The organism is Pseudomonas sp. PB103 (assembly GCF_009764635.1).
Taxonomy (GTDB): Bacteria; Pseudomonadota; Gammaproteobacteria; order Pseudomonadales; family Pseudomonadaceae; genus Aquipseudomonas.
Map to the genome: position 1 here is coordinate 62904 of NZ_RWIL01000044.1, position 23103 is coordinate 86006.

Annotated in this window: 22 protein-coding genes; 10 read left to right on the top strand and 12 right to left on the bottom strand. The window is 59.4% G+C overall.

Features of this window, described 5'->3' with window-relative positions:
- Positions 1-16: 16 nt before the first annotated feature.
- Both EJA70_RS08215 and EJA70_RS08220 read right to left on the bottom strand, forming a co-directional pair.
- Entirely contained in the window at positions 17-322 is a 306-nt protein-coding gene (locus EJA70_RS08215) for a multidrug efflux SMR transporter (RefSeq protein WP_008086196.1), read from the bottom strand.
- Complete coding sequence (locus tag EJA70_RS08220) at positions 323-961, bottom strand: FMN-dependent NADH-azoreductase (RefSeq protein WP_158830435.1); 639 nt, start codon at positions 959-961, stop codon at positions 323-325.
- Between the two features lie 121 nt (positions 962-1082).
- On the opposite strand from EJA70_RS08220, the gene EJA70_RS08225 reads away from it, so the two are divergent.
- Entirely contained in the window at positions 1083-2018 is a 936-nt protein-coding gene (locus EJA70_RS08225; protein ID WP_158830436.1) for a LysR substrate-binding domain-containing protein, read from the top strand.
- Between the two features lie 99 nt (positions 2019-2117).
- A complete protein-coding gene (locus tag EJA70_RS08230; protein WP_158830437.1) occupies positions 2118-2651 on the top strand; it encodes a bacterioferritin in 534 nt (177 codons plus the stop codon).
- A 168-nt stretch (positions 2652-2819) separates the two neighbouring features.
- Here EJA70_RS08230 and EJA70_RS08235 read toward each other — a convergent pair whose 3' ends face one another.
- Complete coding sequence (locus tag EJA70_RS08235) at positions 2820-4895, bottom strand: AsmA family protein (RefSeq protein ID WP_158830438.1); 2076 nt, start codon at positions 4893-4895, stop codon at positions 2820-2822.
- A 389-nt stretch (positions 4896-5284) separates the two neighbouring features.
- On the opposite strand from EJA70_RS08235, the gene EJA70_RS08240 reads away from it, so the two are divergent.
- From EJA70_RS08240 to EJA70_RS08270, 7 genes are all read left to right on the top strand, one after another.
- Positions 5285-5701, top strand: a complete 417-nt coding sequence (locus EJA70_RS08240) for a hypothetical protein (RefSeq protein ID WP_008086187.1) — start codon at positions 5285-5287, stop codon at positions 5699-5701.
- Between the two features lie 168 nt (positions 5702-5869).
- Complete coding sequence (locus tag EJA70_RS08245; RefSeq protein WP_158830439.1) at positions 5870-6502, top strand: TetR family transcriptional regulator; 633 nt, start codon at positions 5870-5872, stop codon at positions 6500-6502.
- 248 nt (positions 6503-6750) lie between these two features.
- Positions 6751-7251: an urease accessory protein UreE gene (gene ureE / locus EJA70_RS08250; protein WP_158830440.1), complete on the top strand. Its 501-nt coding sequence runs from the start codon at positions 6751-6753 to the stop codon at positions 7249-7251.
- Positions 7248-7922, top strand: coding sequence for an urease accessory protein UreF (locus EJA70_RS08255; RefSeq protein WP_008087161.1), 675 nt, complete (start codon positions 7248-7250; stop codon positions 7920-7922). Before ureE ends, EJA70_RS08255 begins: the two co-directional genes overlap by 4 nt.
- 11 nt (positions 7923-7933) lie before the next feature.
- Entirely contained in the window at positions 7934-8548 is a 615-nt protein-coding gene (gene ureG / locus EJA70_RS08260) for an urease accessory protein UreG (RefSeq protein ID WP_007939066.1), read from the top strand.
- A gap of 27 nt (positions 8549-8575) precedes the next feature.
- Positions 8576-9148 carry a HupE/UreJ family protein gene (locus EJA70_RS08265; protein ID WP_158830441.1) on the top strand — a complete coding sequence of 191 codons (573 nt, stop codon included), beginning with the start codon at positions 8576-8578 and terminating at the stop codon, positions 9146-9148.
- A gap of 200 nt (positions 9149-9348) precedes the next feature.
- Complete coding sequence (locus EJA70_RS08270; RefSeq protein WP_158830442.1) at positions 9349-10482, top strand: AGE family epimerase/isomerase; 1134 nt, start codon at positions 9349-9351, stop codon at positions 10480-10482.
- Positions 10483-10680: 198 nt separating this feature from the next.
- Here EJA70_RS08270 and EJA70_RS08275 read toward each other — a convergent pair whose 3' ends face one another.
- The 9 genes from EJA70_RS08275 to EJA70_RS08315 all read right to left on the bottom strand — a co-directional run bounded on the left by EJA70_RS08275 (position 10681) and on the right by EJA70_RS08315 (position 21978).
- Positions 10681-11586: a cation diffusion facilitator family transporter gene (locus tag EJA70_RS08275; RefSeq protein WP_158830443.1), complete on the bottom strand. Its 906-nt coding sequence runs from the start codon at positions 11584-11586 to the stop codon at positions 10681-10683.
- A 200-nt stretch (positions 11587-11786) separates the two neighbouring features.
- Positions 11787-12551: an SDR family oxidoreductase gene (locus tag EJA70_RS08280; RefSeq protein ID WP_158830444.1), complete on the bottom strand. Its 765-nt coding sequence runs from the start codon at positions 12549-12551 to the stop codon at positions 11787-11789.
- Between the two features lie 903 nt (positions 12552-13454).
- A complete protein-coding gene (locus EJA70_RS08285; RefSeq protein WP_008078275.1) occupies positions 13455-14171 on the bottom strand; it encodes an ABC transporter ATP-binding protein in 717 nt (238 codons plus the stop codon).
- Complete coding sequence (locus EJA70_RS08290) at positions 14168-15040, bottom strand: ABC transporter ATP-binding protein (protein WP_016771916.1); 873 nt, start codon at positions 15038-15040, stop codon at positions 14168-14170. The genes EJA70_RS08285 and EJA70_RS08290 overlap by 4 nt, the downstream gene beginning before the upstream one ends.
- A complete protein-coding gene (gene livM / locus EJA70_RS08295) occupies positions 15037-16338 on the bottom strand; it encodes a high-affinity branched-chain amino acid ABC transporter permease LivM (protein WP_158830445.1) in 1302 nt (433 codons plus the stop codon). The genes EJA70_RS08290 and livM overlap by 4 nt, the downstream gene beginning before the upstream one ends.
- A 3-nt stretch (positions 16339-16341) precedes the next feature.
- Complete coding sequence (locus EJA70_RS08300) at positions 16342-17256, bottom strand: branched-chain amino acid ABC transporter permease LivH (protein ID WP_129388361.1); 915 nt, start codon at positions 17254-17256, stop codon at positions 16342-16344.
- 241 nt (positions 17257-17497) lie between these two features.
- Positions 17498-18631 (bottom strand): branched-chain amino acid ABC transporter substrate-binding protein, encoded by a 1134-nt coding sequence (locus EJA70_RS08305; protein WP_158830446.1) that lies wholly within the window; start codon positions 18629-18631, stop codon positions 17498-17500.
- A gap of 368 nt (positions 18632-18999) precedes the next feature.
- Positions 19000-20283: an FAD-binding oxidoreductase gene (locus EJA70_RS08310; RefSeq protein ID WP_158830447.1), complete on the bottom strand. Its 1284-nt coding sequence runs from the start codon at positions 20281-20283 to the stop codon at positions 19000-19002.
- A 204-nt stretch (positions 20284-20487) separates the two neighbouring features.
- Positions 20488-21978, bottom strand: coding sequence for an aldehyde dehydrogenase family protein (locus EJA70_RS08315; protein ID WP_158830448.1), 1491 nt, complete (start codon positions 21976-21978; stop codon positions 20488-20490).
- Positions 21979-22142: 164 nt separating this feature from the next.
- Here EJA70_RS08315 and EJA70_RS08320 point away from each other — a divergent pair, with 164 nt between their 5' ends.
- Positions 22143-23042: a LysR family transcriptional regulator gene (locus EJA70_RS08320; protein WP_158830449.1), complete on the top strand. Its 900-nt coding sequence runs from the start codon at positions 22143-22145 to the stop codon at positions 23040-23042.
- Positions 23043-23103 lie beyond the last annotated feature (61 nt).

Consider the following 23103-nt stretch of genomic DNA (forward strand, 5'->3'; position numbering starts at 1 on the left):
CAACTCAACCACCAGCCTACTTCAGCCCCACCACCCCCGCCACAATCAGCCCGACCGACAGCAATTTGACCAGCGTCAGGCTCTCGCCCAGCAGGGCAAAACCGAGGAACACCGTGCCCAGCGAGCCGATGGCCGTCCAGATCGGATAAGCAATGCTGACCGGCAATTCACGCATGGCCAGCGTGAGAAAGTAGATGCCGCCTACCGCCGCAATCACCGTGATCACCGACGGCCATGGCCGGGTGAAACCTTCGGCGTATTTCATGCCCATGGCGAAGGTGACTTCGAATCCGGCGGCGATCAGCAAGCACAGCCAGGCCACCTAGAACGTCCGGGCGAGGTCGAGCAGACGCTGCTCGGCATCGGCCACCGACACCGCGAAGGTGCGCTCGGCAGATTCTTCGCCCTCGGCGGCGACCACGCTGATGTCGTTGATGCCGACGAAGCCCAGCGCTGTGCGCAGCCATGGATCGGCGTGATTCAGCGCCTCCAGCTCGCCACCCGGGCCGAAGCCGAAACCGCCGCGACTGGTGACGATCAAGGCTTTCTTGCCCTGCAACAGCGGCGTGTATTGGGCAACGCCGTTGTCCAGGGTGTGATCGAAGCTCAGTCCCAGTCGCACGATCTGATCGACCCAGGCCTTGAGGCCGCTGGGCACGCTGAAGTTGTACATCGGCGTGGAAATCAGCAGCAGATCATGATCGAGCAACTCGCCAACCAACTGGTCGCTGAGCGCCAGATCGGCCTGCATCGACAGTGGCCGCGCCTCGGGTTCCGGGTAAAACGCTGCCGCCACGAACGCCTCGTTTACAGCTGGAATCAGTGCCCGGCCAACTTCACGACGGGTGATGTGAGCCTGCGGATGGCGCACCTGCCAGGCGCTCAAAAAACTTTCCGCCAGACGGCGCGAAGTTGAACGGTCGCCACGCGGACTGGCATGAATCGCAAGAATCTTACTCATCTGTATATCCTCAGGACTAGAATCAAACGGCTTGTAGCTCGCAGCTTGAAGCGCGTCACTGCGTGCCTTCAAATGAGTAAAAATCAGTCGGGATGAATTTATTTCACCCATGGAGCATTGAATGTTCGCCTCGCTGCCACTGACCGCCCTGCGCGCCTTCGAATCCGCTTCGCGGCTGTTGAGTTTCAAGGCGGCGGCCGAAGAACTGTCGGTGACGCCGACTGCCATTTCCCATCAGATTCGCTCGCTGGAAGACTGGCTGGGGGTCGCGCTGTTCGAACGCCTGCCACGCCAGGTGCGCCTGACCGAGGGTGGCGAGCGGCTGTTTCGCAGCCTGCACGGCGCGCTGCTGGAAGTGGCGCAAAGCGTCGACACCCTGCGCCCGCAACGCAGCGGCAGCAGCCTGACGCTGTCGACCACCGCCGCCTTCGCGGCGCTGTGGCTGGTGCCGCGTCTGGGGCGGTTTTATGCGCAGCACCCGAACATCAATGTGCGCCTTGATACCCATTGCGAAGTCATCGACTTGCACCAGGACGCCAGCGTCGATCTGGTGTTGCGTTACAGCCTCGACGATTACCCCAACCTGTATGGCCTGTGCCTGTTCGATGAATCATTCGGCGTTTACGGCTCGCCCGAGCAAGTGGCGCTGGCCGCACGGCGTACGCCGACATTGATCAGCGTGCACTGGCACAACTCGAAGCTCTACGCCCATGGCTGGGAAGCGTGGTGTGCTAAGTCCGGCGAAAACTGGTTGAAGCCGCAGCCGGCGATCCGTGAATACGACGAAGAGCATTACGCCCTGCAAGCGGCCATTGCCGGGCAAGGGTTGGTGCTGGCGAGCAATATTCTGGTCTCGGAGAGCGTCGCCAGCGGCTTATTGGTGCCGTACAAGGGCGAGGTCGTGGTCGATGGCGCGGGTTACAGCGCGTTGTGCGTGCCGGGCCGCGAACGACATCCGCCGGTGCGGGCGTTTTTTGCCTGGTTGCGAGAAGAGGCTCTGTTGTCCGGGCTGACGCCAAGATCGCAGCCTTCGCCAGCTCCTGCAGGGGTGGTGTAAAACCGATAAAACTTTTTCCTTCGCGCATGACTCACAACTTGGGTAGCGACCACGACCGCAGAACGTGGCGCCCATCGGATTAGCCTCCAGGAGATTGAAATGAGCGACGACCTGCATCTGTCAGATGTCCAAACCCTGCGCGATCGTGCGCGCCAACACGTCGAGAACGGCGCGGTCACCGAAGGCTACAGCGCCAACCGTGAAGAGGTGCTGCGCTTGCTCAACGAATCGCTGGCCACTGAACTGGTCTGCGTGTTGCGTTACAAGCGCCACTACTTCATGGCCAATGGCGTGAAAGCCCACGTGGCCGCCGAAGAATTCCTCGAACACGCGAATCAGGAAGCCGAGCACGCCGACCGTCTCGCCGAGCGTATCGTGCAATTGGGTGGCGAGCCCGAGTTCAACCCCGACCTGCTGTCGAAAATGTCCCACGCGCAATACGTGGCCGGGAACACCCTCAAGGAGATGGTCTACGAAGACCTCGTAGCCGAGCGGATCGCCATCGACAGCTACCGCGAGATCATTCAGTACATCGGCGAGAAAGACCCGACGACCCGCCGGATCTTCGAAGACATTCTCGCGCAGGAAGAAGAACATGCCGATGACATGGCTGACATCCTGAACGACCTCTAACCCCCGATAACTGATCGTTCCCACGCTCCGCGTGGGAACGCAGCCCGGCACGCTCTGCGTGCCTTTTTAATGCCGAACGCAGAGCGTCCGTAGAGGCATTCCCACGCAGAGCGTGGGAACGATCGGTGTAGGAGCTGCCGCAGGCTGCGATCTTTTGCTCATGTCTGCCTATTTAGTCGGTTTGACGGTCACCGGCGCCTTGCCCGCCTTCATCTGCTCCAGCAACGGCGCACACTGATTCGGCTCGCCGCCACTTGGTGCCACCAGCGCCAACAGCCCCGCCGCCGGCGCTGCAATCACACCCAGGGCAACCATCCCCGCCCCACGCAACATCAGCGGCACAGCCTTCACCCCGGCGTCCGGTTTGATGAACTTGCCACGCACGTACAGCGGCGAACGCAGGGAGATCAAACGCCAGCCCTTCGATTCCGGCGTCACTGTCAGGTCGAGTTGCTCGGTGGCCATGTTCGCCGTGCCATCGATATAGATGATCGCGTTCTCGGTATCGAAGACAAACAGCTGCGTGGTCGCCAGACCGGTCTTGATATCGAAATCCGCCGCCGCGCAGTTGATCTTCACTTCCTTGTCGCCAAAGATCTTGCCGACCACGTAGTTGCCGACGTTGAGTCCGGCCAGCTCCATCAGTTCACGGCTGATCGCACCGTCGTTGATCAACATCTTCAACTTGCCGTTGGCGCCACCCAACAGCGCCGCCACCGAATTGCCACGCCCGCGGATATCGGCATCGCCATTGAGTTCACCGAAACTGGTCTTCATCGGTTCAAACGTCGGGAACAGCTCTTTGAGCTTGAAGCGGCGTGCGGTCAGTTTGGCCCGGCCTTCCATGGGCTCGGTGCGACCGTTGAGACGAATCTGCGCATCAAGATTGCCGCCGGCGACGCCAAAGCGCAGCGGCTGCAAACTCAGTTCGCCGTCGTTCAATATCAGATGGGTATAGAGATCATTGAACGGCAGCTTCTCGCTGTGGACGATGCGCTTGCCGGTGAATTCAACGTCGGCATCCATCGCGCGCCAGCGGTCAGTCTTGAATTCCTCAACCGGCAGCACTTTGTCCGCCGGTTGCTTGCTGTCGCCGCCACGGGCCTTCTGCTTGTCATTCGAATCGGCGCCGATCAGCGGCGCGAGGTCGGCAAATAACAGTTGATTAGAAACCAGCGCACCGCTGAGTTTTGGTCGCGGCTGGGTTGCGGCGTAAGTCAGGTCGCCGTGGATGTCGCTGTTACCGATCTTGCCGTTGAATTTTTCGTAGGTGAATTTCGCGCCAGCAGGGTCATGCAGTTTGGCGATCAAATGACCGTCGGTGGAATACGGTGGCGTATCGGGCAGCGTGACGCCGGTCAGCGGATAGAGATTGCCGAGGCTGTCGCCGGCCAGCTTCAAACGCAGGTCAAGGGCGCCGAGATTCATCGGGTCGGTCAGGGTGCCGGCCAGTTCGATGCGGGTGTCGCCGATCTTCGCCTGGGCTTGCAGCGGGAACGGTTTGCTCGCGTCCTGCAAGGCCAGCAGCCCGCCGATCTTGCCTTGGCCGCTGAGGCTCTGGCCGTGGTATTGGCCTTTGACCTTCAGCGCAAATGCATAGTCTTGCGGTGCGCCGCCCTTGTCCTGCGCGGTTTTCGCCGCTTTGTCACCGACGATGTCGCTGTACGGAATTGGCTTGCCCAGCGGATCGATCAGAACATCGAGATTGGTTTTCAGGGTCTGGTCATCGAGGGTGACGTGGCCCTTGTCGAAACCAATGGCGCCGATATCGACCACCCAGCTCGACGGCTCGGCGTTCGGGTCTTTGGGATCGAACTTGAATACCCAGTTGGCGCGGCCATCCGCCAAGCGTTGCAGGTCGGCGTTGGGCTCGGTCAGGTCGATGCGCGGAATCACCACGCGTTGTGCCAGCAGCGCCAATGGCGAGATGCGCAGTTCGACGCGCTTAAGGGTGACCATCTGCGGTTTCTTCGACCAGTCCGGATTGCCCAGGCTCAAATCTTCAGCAACCACGTGCGGCCACGGCACCCAGGCGCGCCAACCGCCCTCGTCGGGCTCGCGCTGCCAGATCACTGCGAGATTGCCATTGATGGCAAACGGTCGATGCAGTTCTTCCGAGACTTTGGCGTTGAGCGGCGGTTTGATCCGGTTCCAGTCGAAGAACACGATGATCAATACCAGCACGGCCAGTAGCAGCACGAGGGTGGCGAAGGTCCAGCTGAAGATTTTTCCAGTGCGCGTCATGCACAAAGCTCCTGATCACGACCACTCACCCTTAAAGAAAGCGGCGAACGGCTGAAACGGCGGGCCAAAGCGGCCCCTATGAAAACTGTGACTGGCAAAAGGCCCGCAGGTTTAACCGAAAAGTCGATTAAGACGGAAAAACCCGGGTGAATTCTGACCGGTCAGTCGAACAGCGTTACCGCGACCCGCACGCTTGCGAGGCACGAGTGAGTCGAAAATACCCACCTCGGTGCAAAACCGTCGCCCTGAAAGGCCCGATCTAGAGCCTCCCGCCAGAACAATCAATTCTGTTGATTATTACCATTGCGTTTATGAACTTTTATATCGACTTATCGAGAGTAGCATTGCCCTCGTACCCACTTTATCGCCCTCCCAAGGAGCAACCCATCATGAAACGCCAATTACTGCTTAGTCTTACCCTCTCGATGCTGGCCAGCACTGCTTTCGCCCTGCCTGCTGCCGATCAAGCCACTCCACAAGTCAAAACCAGCTACTCGGTGTTCAGCCAGACCGTGGCCGCTGATGGTTCCGACCACACCAAAGGCACCCTCGCTGAAGATGGCTACGACAAAACGCCACAAGGTCAGTCGGTAGCGGAAAACGGTCGCAACCGTCTGGAAGAAAAAGGTCTGGTCGAAGACGGCTACGACAAAACCCCTCAAGGCCAGGCTGTCGCCGAAAACGGTCGCAACCGCCTCGAAGAAAAAGGTCTGGTTGAAGACGGCTACGACAAAACCCCACAAGGCCAAGCTGTTGCCGAAGGTGGTGGTGACCGTGTGATCGAACGCAACAGCGCTGTGAGCTGAGCCCATGGTGGCCCGGAAAAAAAGCCCAATCGACGGATTGGGCTTTTGACTTTTCAGGTTCTGGTAAACGCCCCGTAAAAACCCTCGCTTTACTGCCCCGCCGTTCGACGCCGATAAAGCCGATTTGCTAGAGTGCGGCGCTTGTCCTGCCGAAGAACACACCCTGCGATGCTGCCCCGCGCCGAACAGAAGCAACAGACCCGCAACGCCCTGATGGACGCTGCCCGCCATTTGATGGAAAGCGGCCGAGGATTCGGCAGCCTGAGCCTGCGCGAAGTCACCAAGACCGCCGGGATCGTACCCACCGGTTTTTACCGGCATTTTGCCGATATGGACGAACTGGGTTTGGTGCTGGTCAGCGAAGTCGGCCAGACCTTTCGCGAAACCATCCGCCTGGTACGCCACAACGAATTCGTCATGGGCGGCATTATCGATGCCTCGGTGCGGATCTTTCTGGATGTGGTCAGTGCCAACCGCTCGCAATTTCTGTTTCTCGCCCGCGAGCAGTACGGTGGCTCGCTGCCGGTGCGTCAGGCGATTGGTCGGTTACGTGAAAACATCAGCTCCGACCTTGCATCGGACCTGACGATGATGCCCAAACTTCAGCACCTGGATGCCGAGGGCCTGAGTGTGGTGGCTGATCTGATCGTCAAATCGGTGTTCGCTACCCTCCCCGACATCATCGACCCGCCCGCTGAAGCACTGCCAGAGCATCTGACGCCGCAGGCGAAGATCACCCAGCAGTTGCGTTTTATCTTTATTGGCCTGAAGCATTGGCAGGGCCTGGGCAGTACTGAGTAAAGATCAAGAGATCGCAGCCTTCGGCAGCTCCTACACGGATTGCATTTCATGTAGGAGCTGCCGAAGGCTGCGTTCTTTTTTGCCCGCCGCAAATTGGTGCATGTAAAAACCTTCATGCACCAAAACCTTCCAAATCTCCGCAACATCTTGAAACATCCACTACGCTCCGACAGGGATTTCCTACATCTCGTCCGATTGGCAAGCCCCTTGCTCTAACCCAATCATTGTCCATAGCTGGAAGTTTCCCGATGCTGGTGATTCACCGCAGAATCGATCCTCAACCCGTCTGGGCCGCCGAGTTGCACCTGACCTTCGAAGCGCGGAGCAAAAGCCGTCTGCGCTGTTTCAGTGCCGAGGGTGAAGACGTCGGGTTGTTTTTGGAGCGTGGCCAACCGCCGCTGCATGACGGCGAATGCCTACAGGCTGAAGACGGTCGCATCGTTCGCGTCTGTGCCCGCCCCGAGCAACTGCTGCATGTCACTTGCGCCAACGCTTTTGAATTGACTCGCGCCGCTTATCACTTGGGCAATCGGCATGTCGCTCTGCAAGTCGGCGATGGCTGGCTGCGTCTGCTCGATGATTACGTACTCAAAGCCATGCTCGAACAACTCGGCGCGCAGGTCGAAGCGATCGAAGCACCATTCCAACCCGAGCACGGCGCTTATGGCGGCGGCCACCACCATTCACGACACGGCGACGAAGACTTCAACTACGCGCCGAAACTCCATCAGTTCGGCGTACGCCTGTGAATCCGGCCTGGGCGCTGCTGCGCCTGGCCAGTCCGCAATTGCCGATTGGCGGCTACAGCTATTCGCAAGGCCTGGAAATGGCGGTGGATAACGGCCGGGTGAAAAACCCGGACGACGCCCGCCGCTGGATCAGTGATCAGTTGCTGCTGAATCTGTCGCGCTTTGAGGCGCCGTTGTTGCTTGCGCATTGCCAAGCGGCGGCGGATGAAAACTGGAGCGAGTTGCTGATCCTCTGTGAAAGCCACCGCGCCAGCCGCGAGACTCGCGAGTTGCATCTGGAAAGTCGGCAGATGGGCTATTCGTTGCAGCAACTTCTCAACGGTTTGCCGGAACTCGACGCCTGCGCTCGTGACTTTCTCGATCAATGCACCGAACCGCATTTGGCTCTGTGCTGGGCGTTGGCCGCACGCGCGTGGGGCATCAGCCCGCAGGACGCCCTTGCCGCGTGGCTATGGAGCTGGCTGGAAAACCAGCTCGCCGTGCTGATGAAAACTCTGCCGCTGGGCCAGCAAGCCGCCCAGCGCCTGACCAGCGAATTGCTGCCGCTGCTGCAACAGGCGCAGCAGGACGCGAGCCGAATCAATCCCGAACACATCGGCAGCGCCGCGTTTGGCCTGTCTTTGGCGTGCATGGCCCACGAGCGCCAGTACAGCCGCCTCTTTCGCTCCTAGGAGAAACATTCATGAACACACAACCTCTGCGCGTCGGCATCGGCGGCCCGGTCGGTTCCGGCAAAACCGCATTGACCCTGGCCCTGTGTCTGGCCCTGCGCGAACGCTACAACCTCGCCGTAGTGACCAACGATATCTACACCCGCGAAGACGCCGATTTCCTCGTGCGCAATGAAGCCCTCGCCCCCGAGCGGATCATCGGCGTGGAAACCGGCGGCTGCCCGCACACGGCGATTCGTGAAGACGCCTCGATCAACCTTGAAGCGGTCGATCAACTCAATCGGCGTTTTCCGGGGCTGGATCTGATTCTGGTGGAGTCCGGCGGCGACAACCTGTCGGCGACCTTCAGCCCGGAATTGTCCGACCTGACTATCTATGTGATCGACGTCTCGGCCGGCGACAAGCTGCCGCGCAAGGGCGGGCCGGGGATCTGCAAGTCCGACCTGCTGGTGATCAACAAGATCGACTTGGCGCCGCTGGTGGGCGCCTCGCTGGAAATGATGGACAGCGACACCCAACGCATGCGCAACGGCAAGCCGTTCGTCTTCAGCAACCAGAAAACCGGTCAGGGCCTTGAAGCCATCATCGCCTTCATCGAACGCCAGGGCCTGCTGACCGCAGCCTGATTCACTGCTCAACAAGGAAGCTTATCCATGACACTCAAACGTATTCTTGGCGCGGTTGCGCTGCTGCTGACTCCGGCCTTGGCCTTTGCCCACCCGGGGCATGGCGACAGTGGCTTGATCGCGGGTATCAGTCACCCGATCGGTGGTCTCGACCATTTGCTGGCGATGGTTGCGGTCGGACTTTGGGCAGCGCAGCAGCAAGGCGCGGCGCGTTGGGCGCTGCCGTGCACGTTTGTCGGCACCATGCTGATGGGCGGCATGCTCGGTTTTGAAGGGCTGGAGTTACCGGCGCTGGAAAGCGGGATTGCTGCTTCGGTGCTGGCGTTGGGTCTGGCGGTGGCACTGGCGGTGCGTCCGCCGCTGGTGATGGCGGTGGTGGCGACGGCGGTGTTTGCCTTGTTCCACGGTGTGGCGCATGGGCTGGAGTTGCCGGACATGAGCAGCCCTTGGGCGTATGCCGCCGGTTTCGTCGCCGCGACAGCTGCACTGCATGCCGCTGGTTATGCCGTGGTGCGTTTCCTGCCTCAAGCTGCTGCACCGTTGGTGCGTCTTGCAGGTGCGGCTTCGGCGGTGACTGGGGCCTGGTTGTTGGCCGGCTGATTTTTTAGCGCCTGCTCCGGCCACATCGCTGGCAAGCCAGCTCCCAGAGGTTATTCGGTGTACGCCAATCATGTGAACACCGAAAATCCCTGTGGGAGCTGGCTTGCCAGCGATGACGGCCGATCAGACGCCAAGACTCTAAAGCCTGCCGCTCTGCTACCATGTCGCGCAATCGCCCCAGCCCGTGACGACGTCCGCCCATGCCCCACGCTTCCCGCTCCACCTCCCTGCCTGAATTGACCGCCCTGTTCGGCGCTGTGCAACAGCACTTCGTCAACGTGATCGTGCCCCTCTGGCAAGGTCCGGGCTGGAACGCCGACATGGCGTTGCCCTTTGAGGCGCTGGACGCCGCGCATCAACCGCTGCCAGCGCAACGTTATCGAGCGATGGCCTGTGCGCGCCAGCTGTATCTGTTTTCCAGTTTGATCGGGGTTGTGGATAACGCTGACGTACGCGCCGCGGCGCTGTTTCGTTCGCTGCAACGGCATTTCCATGATGCCGAGCACGGGGGCTGGTTCTACAGCATCGATGCGCAGGGCAAGCCGCTGGATCAGCGCAAGGATCTCTACACCCACGCCTTCATCCTGTTCGCCTGCGCGCATTACTGGGCAAAGTCCGGCGATCCGCTGGTCGAGTCGACCCTGAATGCGGCGCTGGAAATCATTGGGCGACGCTTTGCCACGGGTGATGGTTTGTACGAGGCCTGCCTTGATCGTGACTGGATCACCCTGGAAACCGGCCCTTTGCAGAATCCTTTGATGCACTTGGCCGAAGCCTTCCTCGCCACGCTCGCCGCTCGCGAAGATGCCCAGACCCAGACCGCGTTGCTGGAGTTATGCACAGCCATGCACAAGCGCTTCGTCGATCCGCAATATGGCGTGTTGATGGAGAAGCCGCTCGGGGCTGTGGATAACTGGTACGAACCCGGCCATCAATTCGAATGGTATTTCCTGCTCGAATCGTCAGCGTTGTTGCGTGGTTCGAAACTGCATGCAGCGCTGGATCGGGCGTTTGCGTTCACCGAGCAATACGGCGTGGTACAGCCATCCGGCGCGGTGCGGGCGATGCTCGATCTGGAGTCGGATGGACGGCCGAGGGATTCGACCCAACGGATCTGGGCTCAGGCGGAATATTTGCGTGCGCTGACCTTGCGTCAGGGCAGTGAAGCGGTGGTGCTGCGCCAATTGCAGGCGTTGCAGCAACGGTTTCTGCATGCGGGTGGCTGGTATGAGTGCCGGGATGAGTTGGGTGAAGTCAGCCGCAAGGACATGCCTTCGACCACGCCGTATCACCTTGCGACTTGCTACCACGGTCTGGCTGAATATTTACGCTGATCTCATGGCAAATGAGATCTCCTGATGAAAGGGGATCTACTGGAGTGAAGGAATCTTTGTGGTGAGGGGATTTATCCCCGATGGGGCGCGAAGCGGCCCTGAAAAAAGCGGGGCCGCTGCGCAGCCCATCGGGGATAAATCCCCTCGCCACAAAGATCCCTCACCACAACTGTGTTCTCAACAGGAATCAGGGTTACATCAGGCAATCCACTTCTTGTCGCCCGTGAAGCTGATGGTCAACCAGCGCGCCGCATCCGGCCTGCCCAGCTTCGCCGAAATCGCCTCGCGCAATGCATCCAGCTGCCCGACATTGCTCAGCGCATAGTCCGCCGGCAACACCACATGAATCTCGATAAACCGCGCCCGCCCGTGCTTCTGCACGTATGAGACGTAGTCGTCGAAACCATGTTCGACCTTCGCCTCCTCCATCACCTGACGCACTTGATCATCCAGCGTGTCCGGGGCAATCCCCAGTACATCGCGCAACGCCGGGCCAAGGATCTTGAACGCCGGCGGCAGCATGGTCAGCGCCAGCACAATGAGAATCAGCGGATCGACATACACCGCCCACTGGCCATAGCCCTGGGACTTGAGCAGCAGCGCCGCAAGGAAACTGATCAACAGGCCCACGGACAACATCGCATCCACCAGCCAACTGATGTTGTCGAACTGGATCAGGCTGGATTTGAGTTTGCGGTTACGCCGGCGCACGTAGAAGAAGTAGGCGAACTCGACCACGGTAAACACCGCAGCATAGATGATCACCAGCCCCAGTTCGATCTCCCGACCACCGTTGATGATGCCAAACACACCGTTGAGAAACGCGTAGATCGCGATCAGCAGCAGGAAACTGCCTTCGATCAGCAACACCATGGGCTCCAGATGCCAGAAACCGAACTGGAAACGGTGGTTACTTTCCTTGGCGATCAACTTGGCGGTGATCAGCATCAGGACTTTGATGAACGTTGCGATCAGCGAGAAAAAACCATCGAACAGGATGGATTGCGAACCTGAAACAAAACCGGTGATGATCCCGGCAATCGCCACCGCGAACATCAGAATGGTCGATTGTTTGAGCAGTGCCTGCTCACCTCGGTTACTCACTTTAACTCCTCGAAAAACCTTGAAAACCGCGGGGTGCGGTTGGGTTGTTGCGAGGGGAGTTTACCTTATCGCCATTTTTTGCCTGTTCTGGCCTCATCGCTGGCAAGCCAGCTCCCACAAATATCGAGCTGTTCACAAGATTTGTGTACGCCAATAAACCTGTGGGAGCTGGCTTGCCAGCGATTGGCCGTAACGCGGTGTTAAACCTTGTTACGCTCAATCGCAAAGCCAGCCCAGGTCTGGCTTACCGGCATCAACTCCAGGCTGTTGATGTTGATGTGCGCCGGCGCATTCATCACCCAGAAAATCGTCTCGGCAATGTCTTGCGGCTGGATCGGCTCGGCACCGGCGTAAGTCGCGTTGTAACGCTCCTGATCGCCGGCAAAACGCACCAGCGAGAACTCGCTCTCGCACAGGCCTGGCTCGATGTTGCTGACCCGTACGCCAGTGCCCTGCAAGTCGCAGCGCAGGTTCAGCGAGAACTGTTTAACGAACGCCTTGGTCGCGCCATAGATGTGGCTGCCCGGATACGGGTAGTTGCCGGCGATGGAGCCGAGGTTGACGATGCCGGCGCCACGGCCATGGGCGATCAAACGCGGCAGCAGCAAACGCGTGGCGTACATCAGGCCTTTGACGTTGGTGTCGACCATGGTGTCCCAATCGTCCAGATCGCACTTCGGTGCAGGATCAACGCCCAGCGCCAGACCTGCGTTGTTGATCAGGCCACGCAGCTTGGCGAAGGACGGCGGCAGGTTGGCAATCGCCTCTTCCATCGCCTTGCGATCACGCACGTCGAGCACCAGGCCATGCACTTCGGTCTGCTTCGACAGTTCGGCGCACAGCGCATTCAGGCGTTCCTCACGACGGCCGGTCAGCACCAGTTTCCAGCCAGCCTCGGCGAAACGACGGGCGCAGGCTTCACCAAATCCGGACGTTGCGCCGGTGATAAACAGGGTGTTGGACATCGTGTTCTCCTTGCTTCGGCCACCTGGGCAGCCCTTGGAATAGAAAATCAGCCAGCAGCATGCCCGGCCCGCGAATATCGGGCAACCACCGCCTCCGTGTAGGAGCTGCCGAAGGCTGCGATCTTTTGATCTTGAAAAACCACATCAAAAGATCGCAGCCTTCGGCAGCTCCTACATGATCGAACAAAAAATGATCAACTTTCGCAACGCTATACAGGGCGTGGCCTGTAGCCATATGCACGCATGTTATCCACAGTCCCTTCCACAGTTTCCGGGGGCAAGTGCAAACGCGCAAAGCCGCGCCACACAAGGCTTTGCGGGGGAAATAGAAAGTTTTTTGCTTGACCCTGAAGCGGCAGATGTGCGGCACATGGCATTCTGCACGACTGGCCAGTCAGAGCAGTGATTGCGCGAGGCCAGTAATTACGGCCCTCAGCGCGGTCTTTCCAGAGTTTAATCACAGACTTATCCACAGGCTTGCCGCCACTGAATTGCCTCTGAGGCGATGTCCAAAAAAAGGTTGACAACGACGCCTTCAGCTCGCGGAAAAACGCCTGATCAAAAAACAACCACACTCTTGCAAGCCACGGATTACAAGGCGTTCAGCCAGATACACCCACGTTATTCACAGCCAGTTCCACAGTAACCGGGGACAAGTCAAAACTGTGGAAAAACAGCTATTTGCAGCGTCTATATGTCGCGCTTTGGCAGCTTGGGGAATTTGTTTTCCACAATTTGACGGAACAACCGTTTCCCCTGTAGGAGCTGCCGCAGGCTGCGATCTTTTTGACTTTAAAAACAACATCAAAAGATCGCAGCCTGCGGCAGCTCCTACAGAGAGGTTGTGGGTAATAAAAAGCCCCGGGACTTGCGTCGCCGGGGCTGTGTATAACCATCAAAGAATCAGTGCCCGCCCAGATAGGCGTTACGCACCTCCTCATTCACCAGCAACTCCTTGCCGGTGCCGGTCAGGCGAATCTCGCCGTTGACCATCACATACGCGCGATCCGACAGCTTCAGGGCATGGTTGGCGTTCTGCTCGACGAGGAAAATCGTCATGCCGGTTTTCGCCAGTTCGCGCAGGGTCGCAAAAATCTGCTTCACCACGATCGGCGCCAGGCCCAGGCTCGGCTCATCAAGCAGCAACAGCTTCGGCCGACTCATCAACGCGCGGGCAATCGCCAGCATCTGCTGCTCCCCACCGGACATGGTCATCGCCCGCTGGGTACGGCGCTCTTCCAGCCGTGGAAACAGCGTGAACATGCGCTGCATGTCCTCTTTGGCGTACTTGTCGCCAATCGGGATGGTGCCCATCAGCAGGTTTTCCTCGACGGTCATGTCGGGAAACACCCGCCGCCCTTCCGGCGACTGCGCGATGCCGTGGGAGGCGATGTAGTGCGAAGACTTCTGGGTGATGTCGACGCCTTGATAAATGATCTGCCCGCCCGCTGCCCGTGGCTGGCCGAAGATCGACATTAGCAAGGTCGATTTGCCGGCGCCGTTGGAGCCGATCAGGCTGACGGTTTCCCCCTCGTTGATCTGCAGCGAAACACCTTTGAGCGCCTGGATCGGTCCGTAGAACACGTCGAGGTCTTTGAGTTCGAGGATCGGTTGCGTCATACCAGCTCCTCTTCGTCGGCGCCGAGATAGGCGGCAATCACTTTCGGGTCGTTACGAATCGCTTCAGGCCCGCCTTCAGCGATGACGATGCCGTGGTCCAGCACCACGATGTGGTCGGAAATGCTCATAACCATGCCCATGTCGTGTTCGATCAGCACCACGGTCAGATCGTGCTCGTCACGCAGCAGCCGGATCATCGCGCTCAGCGCTTCGGTTTCCTGAGGGTTGAGGCCGGCGGCCGGTTCGTCGAGGCAGATGATCTGCGGGCGCGTGCACATGGCCCGAGCGATCTCCAGACGGCGTTGCTGGCCGTAGGAAAGTTCACCGGCGAGACGGTTGGCGCAGTCGACCAGATCGACCACTTCCAGCCAGTAGAACGCAACGTCCAGCGCGTCGCTTTCAGCCTTGCGGTAGCCCTTGGTGTTGAGGATGCCGGCGAGCATGTTGCGGTTGACCCACATGTGTTGGGCCACCAGCAGGTTTTCCAGCACCGACATCTCCTTGAACAGGCGAATGTTCTGGAAGGTCCGCGCCAGCCCCGCACGGTTCACCAGATGCGTGCCGCCGAACATCTTGTAGTACATGCGGCTGAGGAAGGATTTCGGCGAGACGAAGTCGGTTGGTTTGAACGACTCGCCCAGCAACTGGATGACGTTGGTCTGCTGGCCACGCACGTTGAGTTCGATCTTGCCGCCGGTGGCTTTGTAGAACCCGGTCAGGCAGTTGAACACTGTGGTTTTGCCGGCGCCGTTGGGGCCGATCAGGGCGAAGATCGAGTTGCGTTTGACCTTCAGGCTGACATCGCTCAAGGCCTTGATGCCACCGAAATGCATCATCAGTTTTTCAACAGAGAGTACGACTTCACTCATGGCGCAGTCCTCTCATAGTGAATGGCACCTTTGCGTGGAGTGACCCCGGTGCGGCTGATGCGGATCAGCCCGCGAGGTCGCCAGATCATCATCAACACCATCAGGATGCCGAACAGCAGCACGCGATATTCAGCGAAACCGCGCAGCAGTTCCGGAGCGACGGTGAGTACGAACGCGGCGATCACCACGCCGATGGTCGAGCCCATGCCGCCGAGCACGACGATGGCCAGAATCAGCGCCGATTCGAAGAAGGTGAACGAGGTCGGGTTGACGAAACCTTGATAGGTGGCGAAGAACACACCGGCCAGACCCGCCGTCGACGCGCCAATGGTGAACGCCGACAGCTTGACCAGCACGTGGTTAAGGCCCATCGAACGGCAAGCGATTTCGTCTTCACGCAAGGCTTCCCAAGCACGGCCGACCGGCATCTTCACCAGACGATGCTTGATGTACAGCACGGCCAATACCACGAGGAACAACACCGCGTAGATGAAGTAGTACTTCACGTCCGGGTTGTAGGCGATGCCGAAGAACTCGTGGAACGGCACCCCGCCATCCTTCGCGCGTTTGCCGAACTCCAGACCGAAGAAGGTCGGCAGTGGCGCCGGCATGCCGTTCGGGCCGCCGGTGAGGGACAACCAGTTGTTGAGGATCAGCCGAATGATTTCACCGAAGCCCAACGTCACGATCGCCAGATAGTCGCCATGCAGACGCAACACCGGGAAACCGAGGATGCAACCGGCCAGGCCCGCCGTAATCGCCGCCAACGGCAGCACCGTCCAGAAACCCAGACCGAGATACTGGTAACCGAGCGCCAGACCGTAGGCACCGATGGCGTAGAACGCCACGTAACCGAGGTCGAGCAGACCGGCCAGACCGACCACGATGTTCAGCCCCAACCCCAGCAGCACGTAGATCAACCCGAGGATGACCACGCCCAGCAGATAGGAGTTGGAAACAAACGGCACGATGACCGCCAGCACAATCAGCAGCGGGATGATCCAGCGCAGGCTCGATTTATGATCGCTGGGCAGCACGTGCACACCGGAACCGGTGCTCTCGAATCCGTCGAGAATCTTCAGGCCCTTGGGCGTTTGCAGGAACAGGCTGAGGGCGAAGCGGCCAATCATGACGATGCCGATGATCCACGCCACGCGGGTCGGTTCGAGATTGAAGCTGTACCCCTCAAGGACGACACCGACAATCGGCCCGAATACGATCAGGGCAATCAGGCCGGCCAGAATCGCCTCAACCAGGCTTTTTTTGACATCAATGCTTTTTTTGATGGTTGAAGACATCGCTTACACCTTCGACACAAGAGGACGGCCCAACAGGCCCTGCGGCCGGAAGACCAGAACAAGTACGAGCAGCGAGAAGCTGAACACGTCTTTGTAGTCGGAGTTGACCAGGCCGGAGAACAGCGACTCGGAGATACCGAGGATGATCCCGCCCAACATCGCACCCGGCAGCGAACCGATCCCGCCGAGTACCGCAGCGGTGAAGGCTTTAATGCCGATGACGAAGCCTGCGTAGAAGTCGAACGTGCCGTAGTTCATGGTGATCAGCACACCGGCCAGTGCCGCCATGGCTGCACCGATGATGAACACGTAAGAGATAACGCGGTCGGTGTTGATCCCCAGGATCGAGGCCATCTTGCGATCTTGCTGGGTGGCGCGGCACATGCGGCCGAGCTTGGTGTACTTGATGACATAAGTCAGCAGGCCCATGCCGACGAACGCGGCGACCAGGATGAACACCTTGGTGTAGGTGAGCTGGACAAAACCGGTGCCGATGTCGACGCGCCAGGCACCGGTGAGCAGTGTCGGAACGCCCTGTTGGCGTGCGCCCTGACTGATCTGGGCATAGTTTTGCAGAATCAGCGAGATGCCGATGGCGCTGATCAGCGGAGCCAGTCGGGTGGAGTTGCGCAGGGGTCTGTAAGCGACTCGCTCAATGACCCAGCCATACACCGCCGTGACGACAATGGTGAAGATCAGTGTGCCGAGCATCAGCAGCGGGAAGGATTCGATACCGAAGTAAGCCAGCAGAGCCAGACTGATTGCCGCCAGGTAAGCGGAAATCATGTAAACCTCGCCGTGGGCGAAGTTGATCATGCCGATGATGCCGTAGACCATTGTGTAGCCGATGGCGATCAGGCCATAGACCGACCCGAGGGTCAGGCCGTTGACCAGTTGCTGCAGGAAAATACCATCCATAACGCAATCTCACGCAGTGAGAACCTGCCCACCTGTAGGCGGGCGGCTCTTCTAGGGAAAATACAGATTTACGTCGGAGCAATGTCAGAGCGCGATTGACCCAATCACTCCAAACCCTGTGGGAGCTGGCTTGCCAGCGATAGTGGTGGATCAGTCAACCTGTGTGTCGACTGACCTGACGCCATCGCGGGCAAACCCGCTCCCACAGTTATGGGAGGGGATCAACTGATCGCGTCAGCCCTTACTTCTGTTTTTCCAGCTGGTGATATTTGCCTGTCGCATCCCACTGGTACACCACGTAGTCGGAGACTTTCAGGTCGCCCTTCTTGTCCCAGGCCTTCTCACCCATGACGGTTTTCACCGGATTGGCTTTCAGCCACTCGGCGGCTTTCTCGCCACTGTTGGATTTTGCGCCATTGAAGGCTGCAGCCAGGGTTTGCACCGAGGCGTAGGCGTACAAGGTGTAGCCTTCAGGTTCGGTGCCGGCCTTGCGGAAGGCATCGACGACGGTTTTACTTTCCGGCAGCAGACGCGGGTCGGCGCCGAAAGTCATCAGCACACCGTCGACGTATTGCGGGCCGCCAGCGGTGGTCACCAGCTCGTCGGTAACGATGCCGTCGTCGGACATGAATTTCACGTCTTTCAGGCCTTCGGTACGCAGTTGTTTGACCAGTGGACCGGCTTCCGGGTGCAGACCGCCGAAGTAAACGACGTCGGCACCGGCGGCGCGGATCTTGGTGACCAGGGCGCTGAAGTCTTTCTCGCCACGGGTCAGGCCTTCGTAGATGACCGGGGTCACACCACGCTTGGTCAACTGCGCCTTGGTGGCATCCGCCAGGCCTTGGCCGTAGGTGTCCTTGTCGTGGATGACCGCGACTTTCTTGCCCTTGAGCACGTCGACGATGTAGTCGCCGGCGACGATGCCTTGCTGGTCGTCACGTCCGCACATACGGAACATGGCGCCCAAGCCGCGCTCGGTCACTTGCGGGTTGGTGGAACCCGGGGTGATCGCGATAACGCCGGCTTCGTCGTAGATTTCCGAGGCTGGAATAGTGGAAGAAGAGCAGAAGTGACCGACGACGCCAGCGACTTTCTGGTTGACCAGGTCCTTGGCGACCGTGACCGCTTGTTTCGGTTCGCAGGCGTCATCGCCTTTGACCAGAACGATTTTCTCCCCGTTGACGCCACCTGCCGCGTTGACTGCGTCAGCCGCAGCCTGTGCACCCTTCATGTACTGCTCGCCAAATGCCGCGTTGGCGCCCGTCATTGGACCCGCTACACCGATTTTGACGTCGGCTTGAGCAAACGCAGAAACACCCAACGCAGTAGCCACTGCGAGGGCCAGAAAGCCTTTCTTGTAAAACGTCTGGGACATGAGGTGGTGCTCCAAGGTTTTTTTTAGTTGGCACTGCGACTTCACTTCACTGAATGCTCAGAGCAAGGGCCGTGCCATCGGTTTTTTATTCTTCAAAAAGTCGCTGCTTTCTTGTTATTTCGACTGTTTCGTTCCCATTTTCATTGGGCGTGCAACCGTCTAAACCGCGGAAGGTGAAACCATTTATTTCTAAAGGCGCAACCCGCTTGCGCCATCATTGCAACCGCGGCACCAAACGACGTGCAACCAGCCTGTAACAGCCCGCGTCACCGAACTGCACACTGCTGGTGCGGGACTGCTACAACCCGCACCATTACAGGCTAGTCGCTGCATCGAAAAGCGCCGCTTCCGGCAACATATTTCAACACTCAAATGACGATGCGCAAGCACTGGCCCGCGTGATACAGCGAGAACCCGGCCTCGTACAGACAACTGCGCAAGCCTACGCCCGCCAAGGGCTGCATCGGTGCGAAGGGGATTGGCAGTGCTTGTGGATTGCCGTCACACAGATAGTCGGCGAAGGCCTTGCCAACCACCGTGCCCGTCGTGACGCCACGGCCGTTATAGCCAGTGACGGCCACCAGTCCCGGCGCTGGCTCGAACAGACGCATCAGGTGATCGGGGGTGAACGCGATGCGCCCGGTCCAGGTGCATTCCCATTCGACCGGTTTCAAATTGGGGAAGTAATGCTGTTGCACGCGGTCGGCCCAAGCTTTCAGGAACCATGTCGGTTTCTGATTACCGTTGCCCAGGCTACCGAGCAATAACCGCCCTTCTTTATCGCGGCGGATGCTGCTCAAGACTTGGCGGGTGTCCCACGAACCCTGCCCGCCGGGAAGAATCTCCTGCGCAGCGTCTTCGGTGAGCGGCACCGAGGCGACCTGATAGTAATAACCGGGGAAGAAGTTGCGCTTGAGTTCGGTCCAGTCGCCTTCGGTGTAGGCGTTGGAGGCGATCACCACTTGTTCGGCGAGCACCGAACCGTGCTCGGTCTGCACCGACCAGTTCGAGCCCTGACGTTCGAGTCGGGTGACCGGTGAATGGTCGAACATCTGCCCGCCGAGACCGACCACGGCATTCGCCAGCCCGGTGACATAGGCCATGGGGTTGAGCGTGCCGGCGCGACGATCGAGCAGTGCCGCCGCAATTTTTTGCGTACCGGTGGCTTGTTCGCAGGCCTTGCCGGTCAGCAGCTCGACCGGTGCGCCACGGCGTTTCCATTGTTGTTCGCGGCTACGCAGATCGGCCTCGCCCTTGGCGTTGTGCGCCATGTGCAACGTGCCTTCGCGGCGCAACTGGCAATCGATGTTGTACTTGTCCACAAGGCTGAAGACCAGCGCCGGCGCGGCCCCGAGCATGCGGTTGAGTTGACTGCCGACCGCTTCGCCAAACCCGGCCTCGATCTCGTCCGGTGGAATCCACATGCCGGCGTTGACCAACCCGACGTTGCGTCCGGAACCGCCATGGCCGGCACGATGCGCTTCCAGCACGCAGACGCTTTTGCCTTTTTCCAACAAATGCAGCGCCGCCGACAACCCGGTGAACCCGGCGCCGATCACGCAGACATCGACTTTGACTTCGCCCCTGAGCGCGGTGTTATCCGGCCTTTGTGGCGTGAGCTGTTCCCACAGACATTCTTCGCGTAACGGCATTGCCAGACTCCAACAGAAACCTGCCAAACACACAATTCAATGTAGGAGCGAAGCTATCTGTGACGAAAACCTGTGGCGAGGGGATTTATCCCCGTTCGGCTGCGAAGCAGTCGTCGCCTTTAGATTTTCAGGGCCGCTGCGCAGCCCAACGGGGATAAATCCCCTCGCCACAAGGGTTCACTCCAACAGGGGAGATTTCATCAATCAGTCGAAGGTGATGCCCTGCGCCAGCGGCAACTCCAGCGAGTAGTTCACCGTGTTGGTCTGCCGGCGCATGTACCCGCGCCAGGCATCCGAACCCGATTCACGACCACCACCGGTTTCTTTCTCACCGCCAAACGCGCCGCCGATTTCCGCACCGCTCGGGCCGATGTTGACGTTGGCGATGCCGCAGTCACTGCCGACCGCCGACATGAACTGCTCAGCCTCGCGCACGTCCGTAGTGAAGATGCACGATGACAGACCTTGTGGCACGGCGTTGTTCATGCGCAGCGCTTCCTGGAAATCGTTGTAACCGACCACGTAGAGAATCGGCGCGAAGGTTTCGCTGCAGACCACATCACTCTGTTCGGGCATTTCAACAATCGCTGGCGACACGTAGTAGGCGTTGGGGAACTGATCTTCCAGTTGGCGCTTGCCGCCGAATACCCGGCCGCCCTCGCTCAATGCCTGCTCCAGCGCATCCTGCATGTTTTCGAAGCTGTGCTTGTCGATCAGCGGGCCGACCAGATTGCCTTCCAGCGGGTTGCCGATGCGTACTTTCGAATAAGCAGCCTTGAGGCGAGTGACGATTTCTTCCTTTACCGATTCATGGGCGATCAGACGACGCAACGTGGTGCAGCGCTGGCCTGCGGTACCGACGGCGCTGAACAGAATCGCGCGCACGGCCATGTCGAGATCGGCGCTCGGGCCGAGGATCATCGCGTTGTTGCCGCCCAGTTCCAGAATGCTGCGAGCAAATCGCGCGGCGACTTTCGGCGCCACTTCGCGGCCCATGCGCGTGCTGCCGGTGGCGCTGATCAGGGCGACACGCGGATCATCGACCAGCGCTTCACCCGCGTCGCGACCACCGATGATCACTTGGCAAAGATTCGCCGGCGCATCGGTAAAATTCTTCACCACACGATCAAACAGCGCCTGACAGGCCAGCGCGGTCAGCGGGGTTTTCTCCGACGGCTTCCATACCACCGGGTTGCCGCAAACCAGCGCCAGCGTGGTGTTCCACGCCCACACCGCGACCGGGAAGTTGAACGCACTGATGACGCCGACCACGCCCAGCGGATGCCAGGTTTCACGCATGTGGTGGCCAGGACGCTCGGAGGCGATGGTCAAGCCGTACAGTTGGCGAGAAAGACCGACGGCGAAATCGCAGATGTCGATCATCTCCTGCACTTCACCCAGACCTTCCTGGGTGATTTTGCCCGCCTCCCACGACACCAGTTCGCCGAGGTCGGCTTTGTATTCACGCAACACTTCACCGAACTGACGCACCAATTCGCCGCGACGCGGGGCCGGAATCTTGCGCCATTGCTCGAACGCATGATCTGCGCGACTGATGTGCTGCTCGACTTCGGCCGGGCCTTCCCAGTTCACAGCGGCGATGCGGCTGCCGTCGATCGGCGAATGCACCGGCACTTTGCCGTTCTGATACAGGGCCGGGTTCACACCTAGACGATCAAGCAATGCGGCAACCATGGGTCACTCCTCAAGCAAAAAACTGAATGTGTGCGGCCGCTGTTTGCACGACCGGGCAGGCCTTTAGTTGTAGCGTCACATTGGCAAGGCAACAAACGACCTTTACGCGAGATATCATTCCGTTTATTCATGCTGAGCATAGAAAGACAAGAAAAGGATCGGCCATGCTGAACAAACGCCACTTGCCCTCGATCACTGCCCTGCAGTGCTTCGAAGCCGTGACCCGGCACCTGAGCTTCACCCGCGCCGCCGAGGAACTGAACCTGACCCAAAGTGCGGTGAGCAAGCAGGTCGCGCAGCTTGAGGAACTGTTACAACACTTATTGTTCCTCCGCGTGCGCCGACGTTTGCAGATGACCCCGGCCGGGGATTTGTACTTGGTCGAAGTACGAAAAATCCTCACGCAGGTGGAGATGTCGACGCATTACCTGCGTTCCTACGGTGGCGAGACCGAAGTCTTACGCGTATCGACACCGTCGACCTTCGGCGCGCGCTGGCTGGTGCCGCGTTTGAAAGGCTGGCGGCTACGTCATCCGTCGATTCATCTGGACTTGTGCAACGAGCAGGAAGCGGATGATCTGCTGCAGGGGCGCAGCGATCTGGCGTTTTATTTCGGCCAGGGTTCGCGGCCCGGCACGGAATGCCTGAAGCTGTTCGGTGAAGAGCTGGTGCCGGTCTGCGCGCCGGGCAGTCTGCCGGATACGCCGTTCACTGATCCGACGCAACTCACCGATCTGGTCTTGCTGCAAAACGCCTCACGCCCACAGGCGTGGCACGACTGGTTCGACAGCCAGGGTTACCAAACCGAACACAGCTATCACGGGCCACGGTTTGAAACCTTTTATATGTGCATCCGAGCCGCGCAGGTCGGCTGCGGCGTGGCGTTGTTGCCAAGGTTTCTGGTGGAAGAGGAATTGGCCGACGGCAAACTGGTCATTCCCTGGCAGCATGCAATGCCGAGCAGCGACGCCTATTACCTGGCGTACCCGGAGCACGCGGCGGAAGTACCGAAGGTGCGCGACTTCGTCAAATGGATGCTCGAACAGATCGACAATCCCCTGTAGGAGCTGCCGAAGGCTGCGATCTTTTGATTTTCAAAACCAACATCAAAAGATCGCAGCCTTC

Bases quoted from the DNA above. Each gene is read 5' to 3' on its own strand.
- ureG (WP_007939066.1), top strand. From the start codon at position 7,934: ATGAACACACAACCTCTGCGCGTCGGCATCGGCGGCCCGGTCGGTTCC.
- EJA70_RS08220 (WP_158830435.1), bottom strand. From the start codon at position 961: ATGAGTAAGATTCTTGCGATTCATGCCAGTCCGCGTGGCGACCGTTCA.
- livM (WP_158830445.1), bottom strand. From the start codon at position 16,338: ATGTCTTCAACCATCAAAAAAAGCATTGATGTCAAAAAAAGCCTGGTT.
- EJA70_RS08235 (WP_158830438.1), bottom strand. From the start codon at position 4,895: ATGACGCGCACTGGAAAAATCTTCAGCTGGACCTTCGCCACCCTCGTG.
- EJA70_RS08315 (WP_158830448.1), bottom strand. From the start codon at position 21,978: ATGGTTGCCGCATTGCTTGATCGTCTAGGTGTGAACCCGGCCCTGTAT.
- EJA70_RS08265 (WP_158830441.1), top strand. From the start codon at position 8,576: ATGACACTCAAACGTATTCTTGGCGCGGTTGCGCTGCTGCTGACTCCG.
- EJA70_RS08230 (WP_158830437.1), top strand. From the start codon at position 2,118: ATGAGCGACGACCTGCATCTGTCAGATGTCCAAACCCTGCGCGATCGT.
- ureE (WP_158830440.1), top strand. From the start codon at position 6,751: ATGCTGGTGATTCACCGCAGAATCGATCCTCAACCCGTCTGGGCCGCC.
- EJA70_RS08320 (WP_158830449.1), top strand. From the start codon at position 22,143: ATGCTGAACAAACGCCACTTGCCCTCGATCACTGCCCTGCAGTGCTTC.
- EJA70_RS08270 (WP_158830442.1), top strand. From the start codon at position 9,349: ATGCCCCACGCTTCCCGCTCCACCTCCCTGCCTGAATTGACCGCCCTG.
- EJA70_RS08285 (WP_008078275.1), bottom strand. From the start codon at position 14,171: ATGACGCAACCGATCCTCGAACTCAAAGACCTCGACGTGTTCTACGGA.
- EJA70_RS08240 (WP_008086187.1), top strand. From the start codon at position 5,285: ATGAAACGCCAATTACTGCTTAGTCTTACCCTCTCGATGCTGGCCAGC.
- EJA70_RS08305 (WP_158830446.1), bottom strand. From the start codon at position 18,631: ATGTCCCAGACGTTTTACAAGAAAGGCTTTCTGGCCCTCGCAGTGGCT.
- EJA70_RS08300 (WP_129388361.1), bottom strand. From the start codon at position 17,256: ATGGATGGTATTTTCCTGCAGCAACTGGTCAACGGCCTGACCCTCGGG.
- EJA70_RS08290 (WP_016771916.1), bottom strand. From the start codon at position 15,040: ATGAGTGAAGTCGTACTCTCTGTTGAAAAACTGATGATGCATTTCGGT.
- EJA70_RS08280 (WP_158830444.1), bottom strand. From the start codon at position 12,551: ATGTCCAACACCCTGTTTATCACCGGCGCAACGTCCGGATTTGGTGAA.
- EJA70_RS08310 (WP_158830447.1), bottom strand. From the start codon at position 20,283: ATGCCGTTACGCGAAGAATGTCTGTGGGAACAGCTCACGCCACAAAGG.
- EJA70_RS08245 (WP_158830439.1), top strand. From the start codon at position 5,870: ATGCTGCCCCGCGCCGAACAGAAGCAACAGACCCGCAACGCCCTGATG.
- EJA70_RS08225 (WP_158830436.1), top strand. From the start codon at position 1,083: ATGTTCGCCTCGCTGCCACTGACCGCCCTGCGCGCCTTCGAATCCGCT.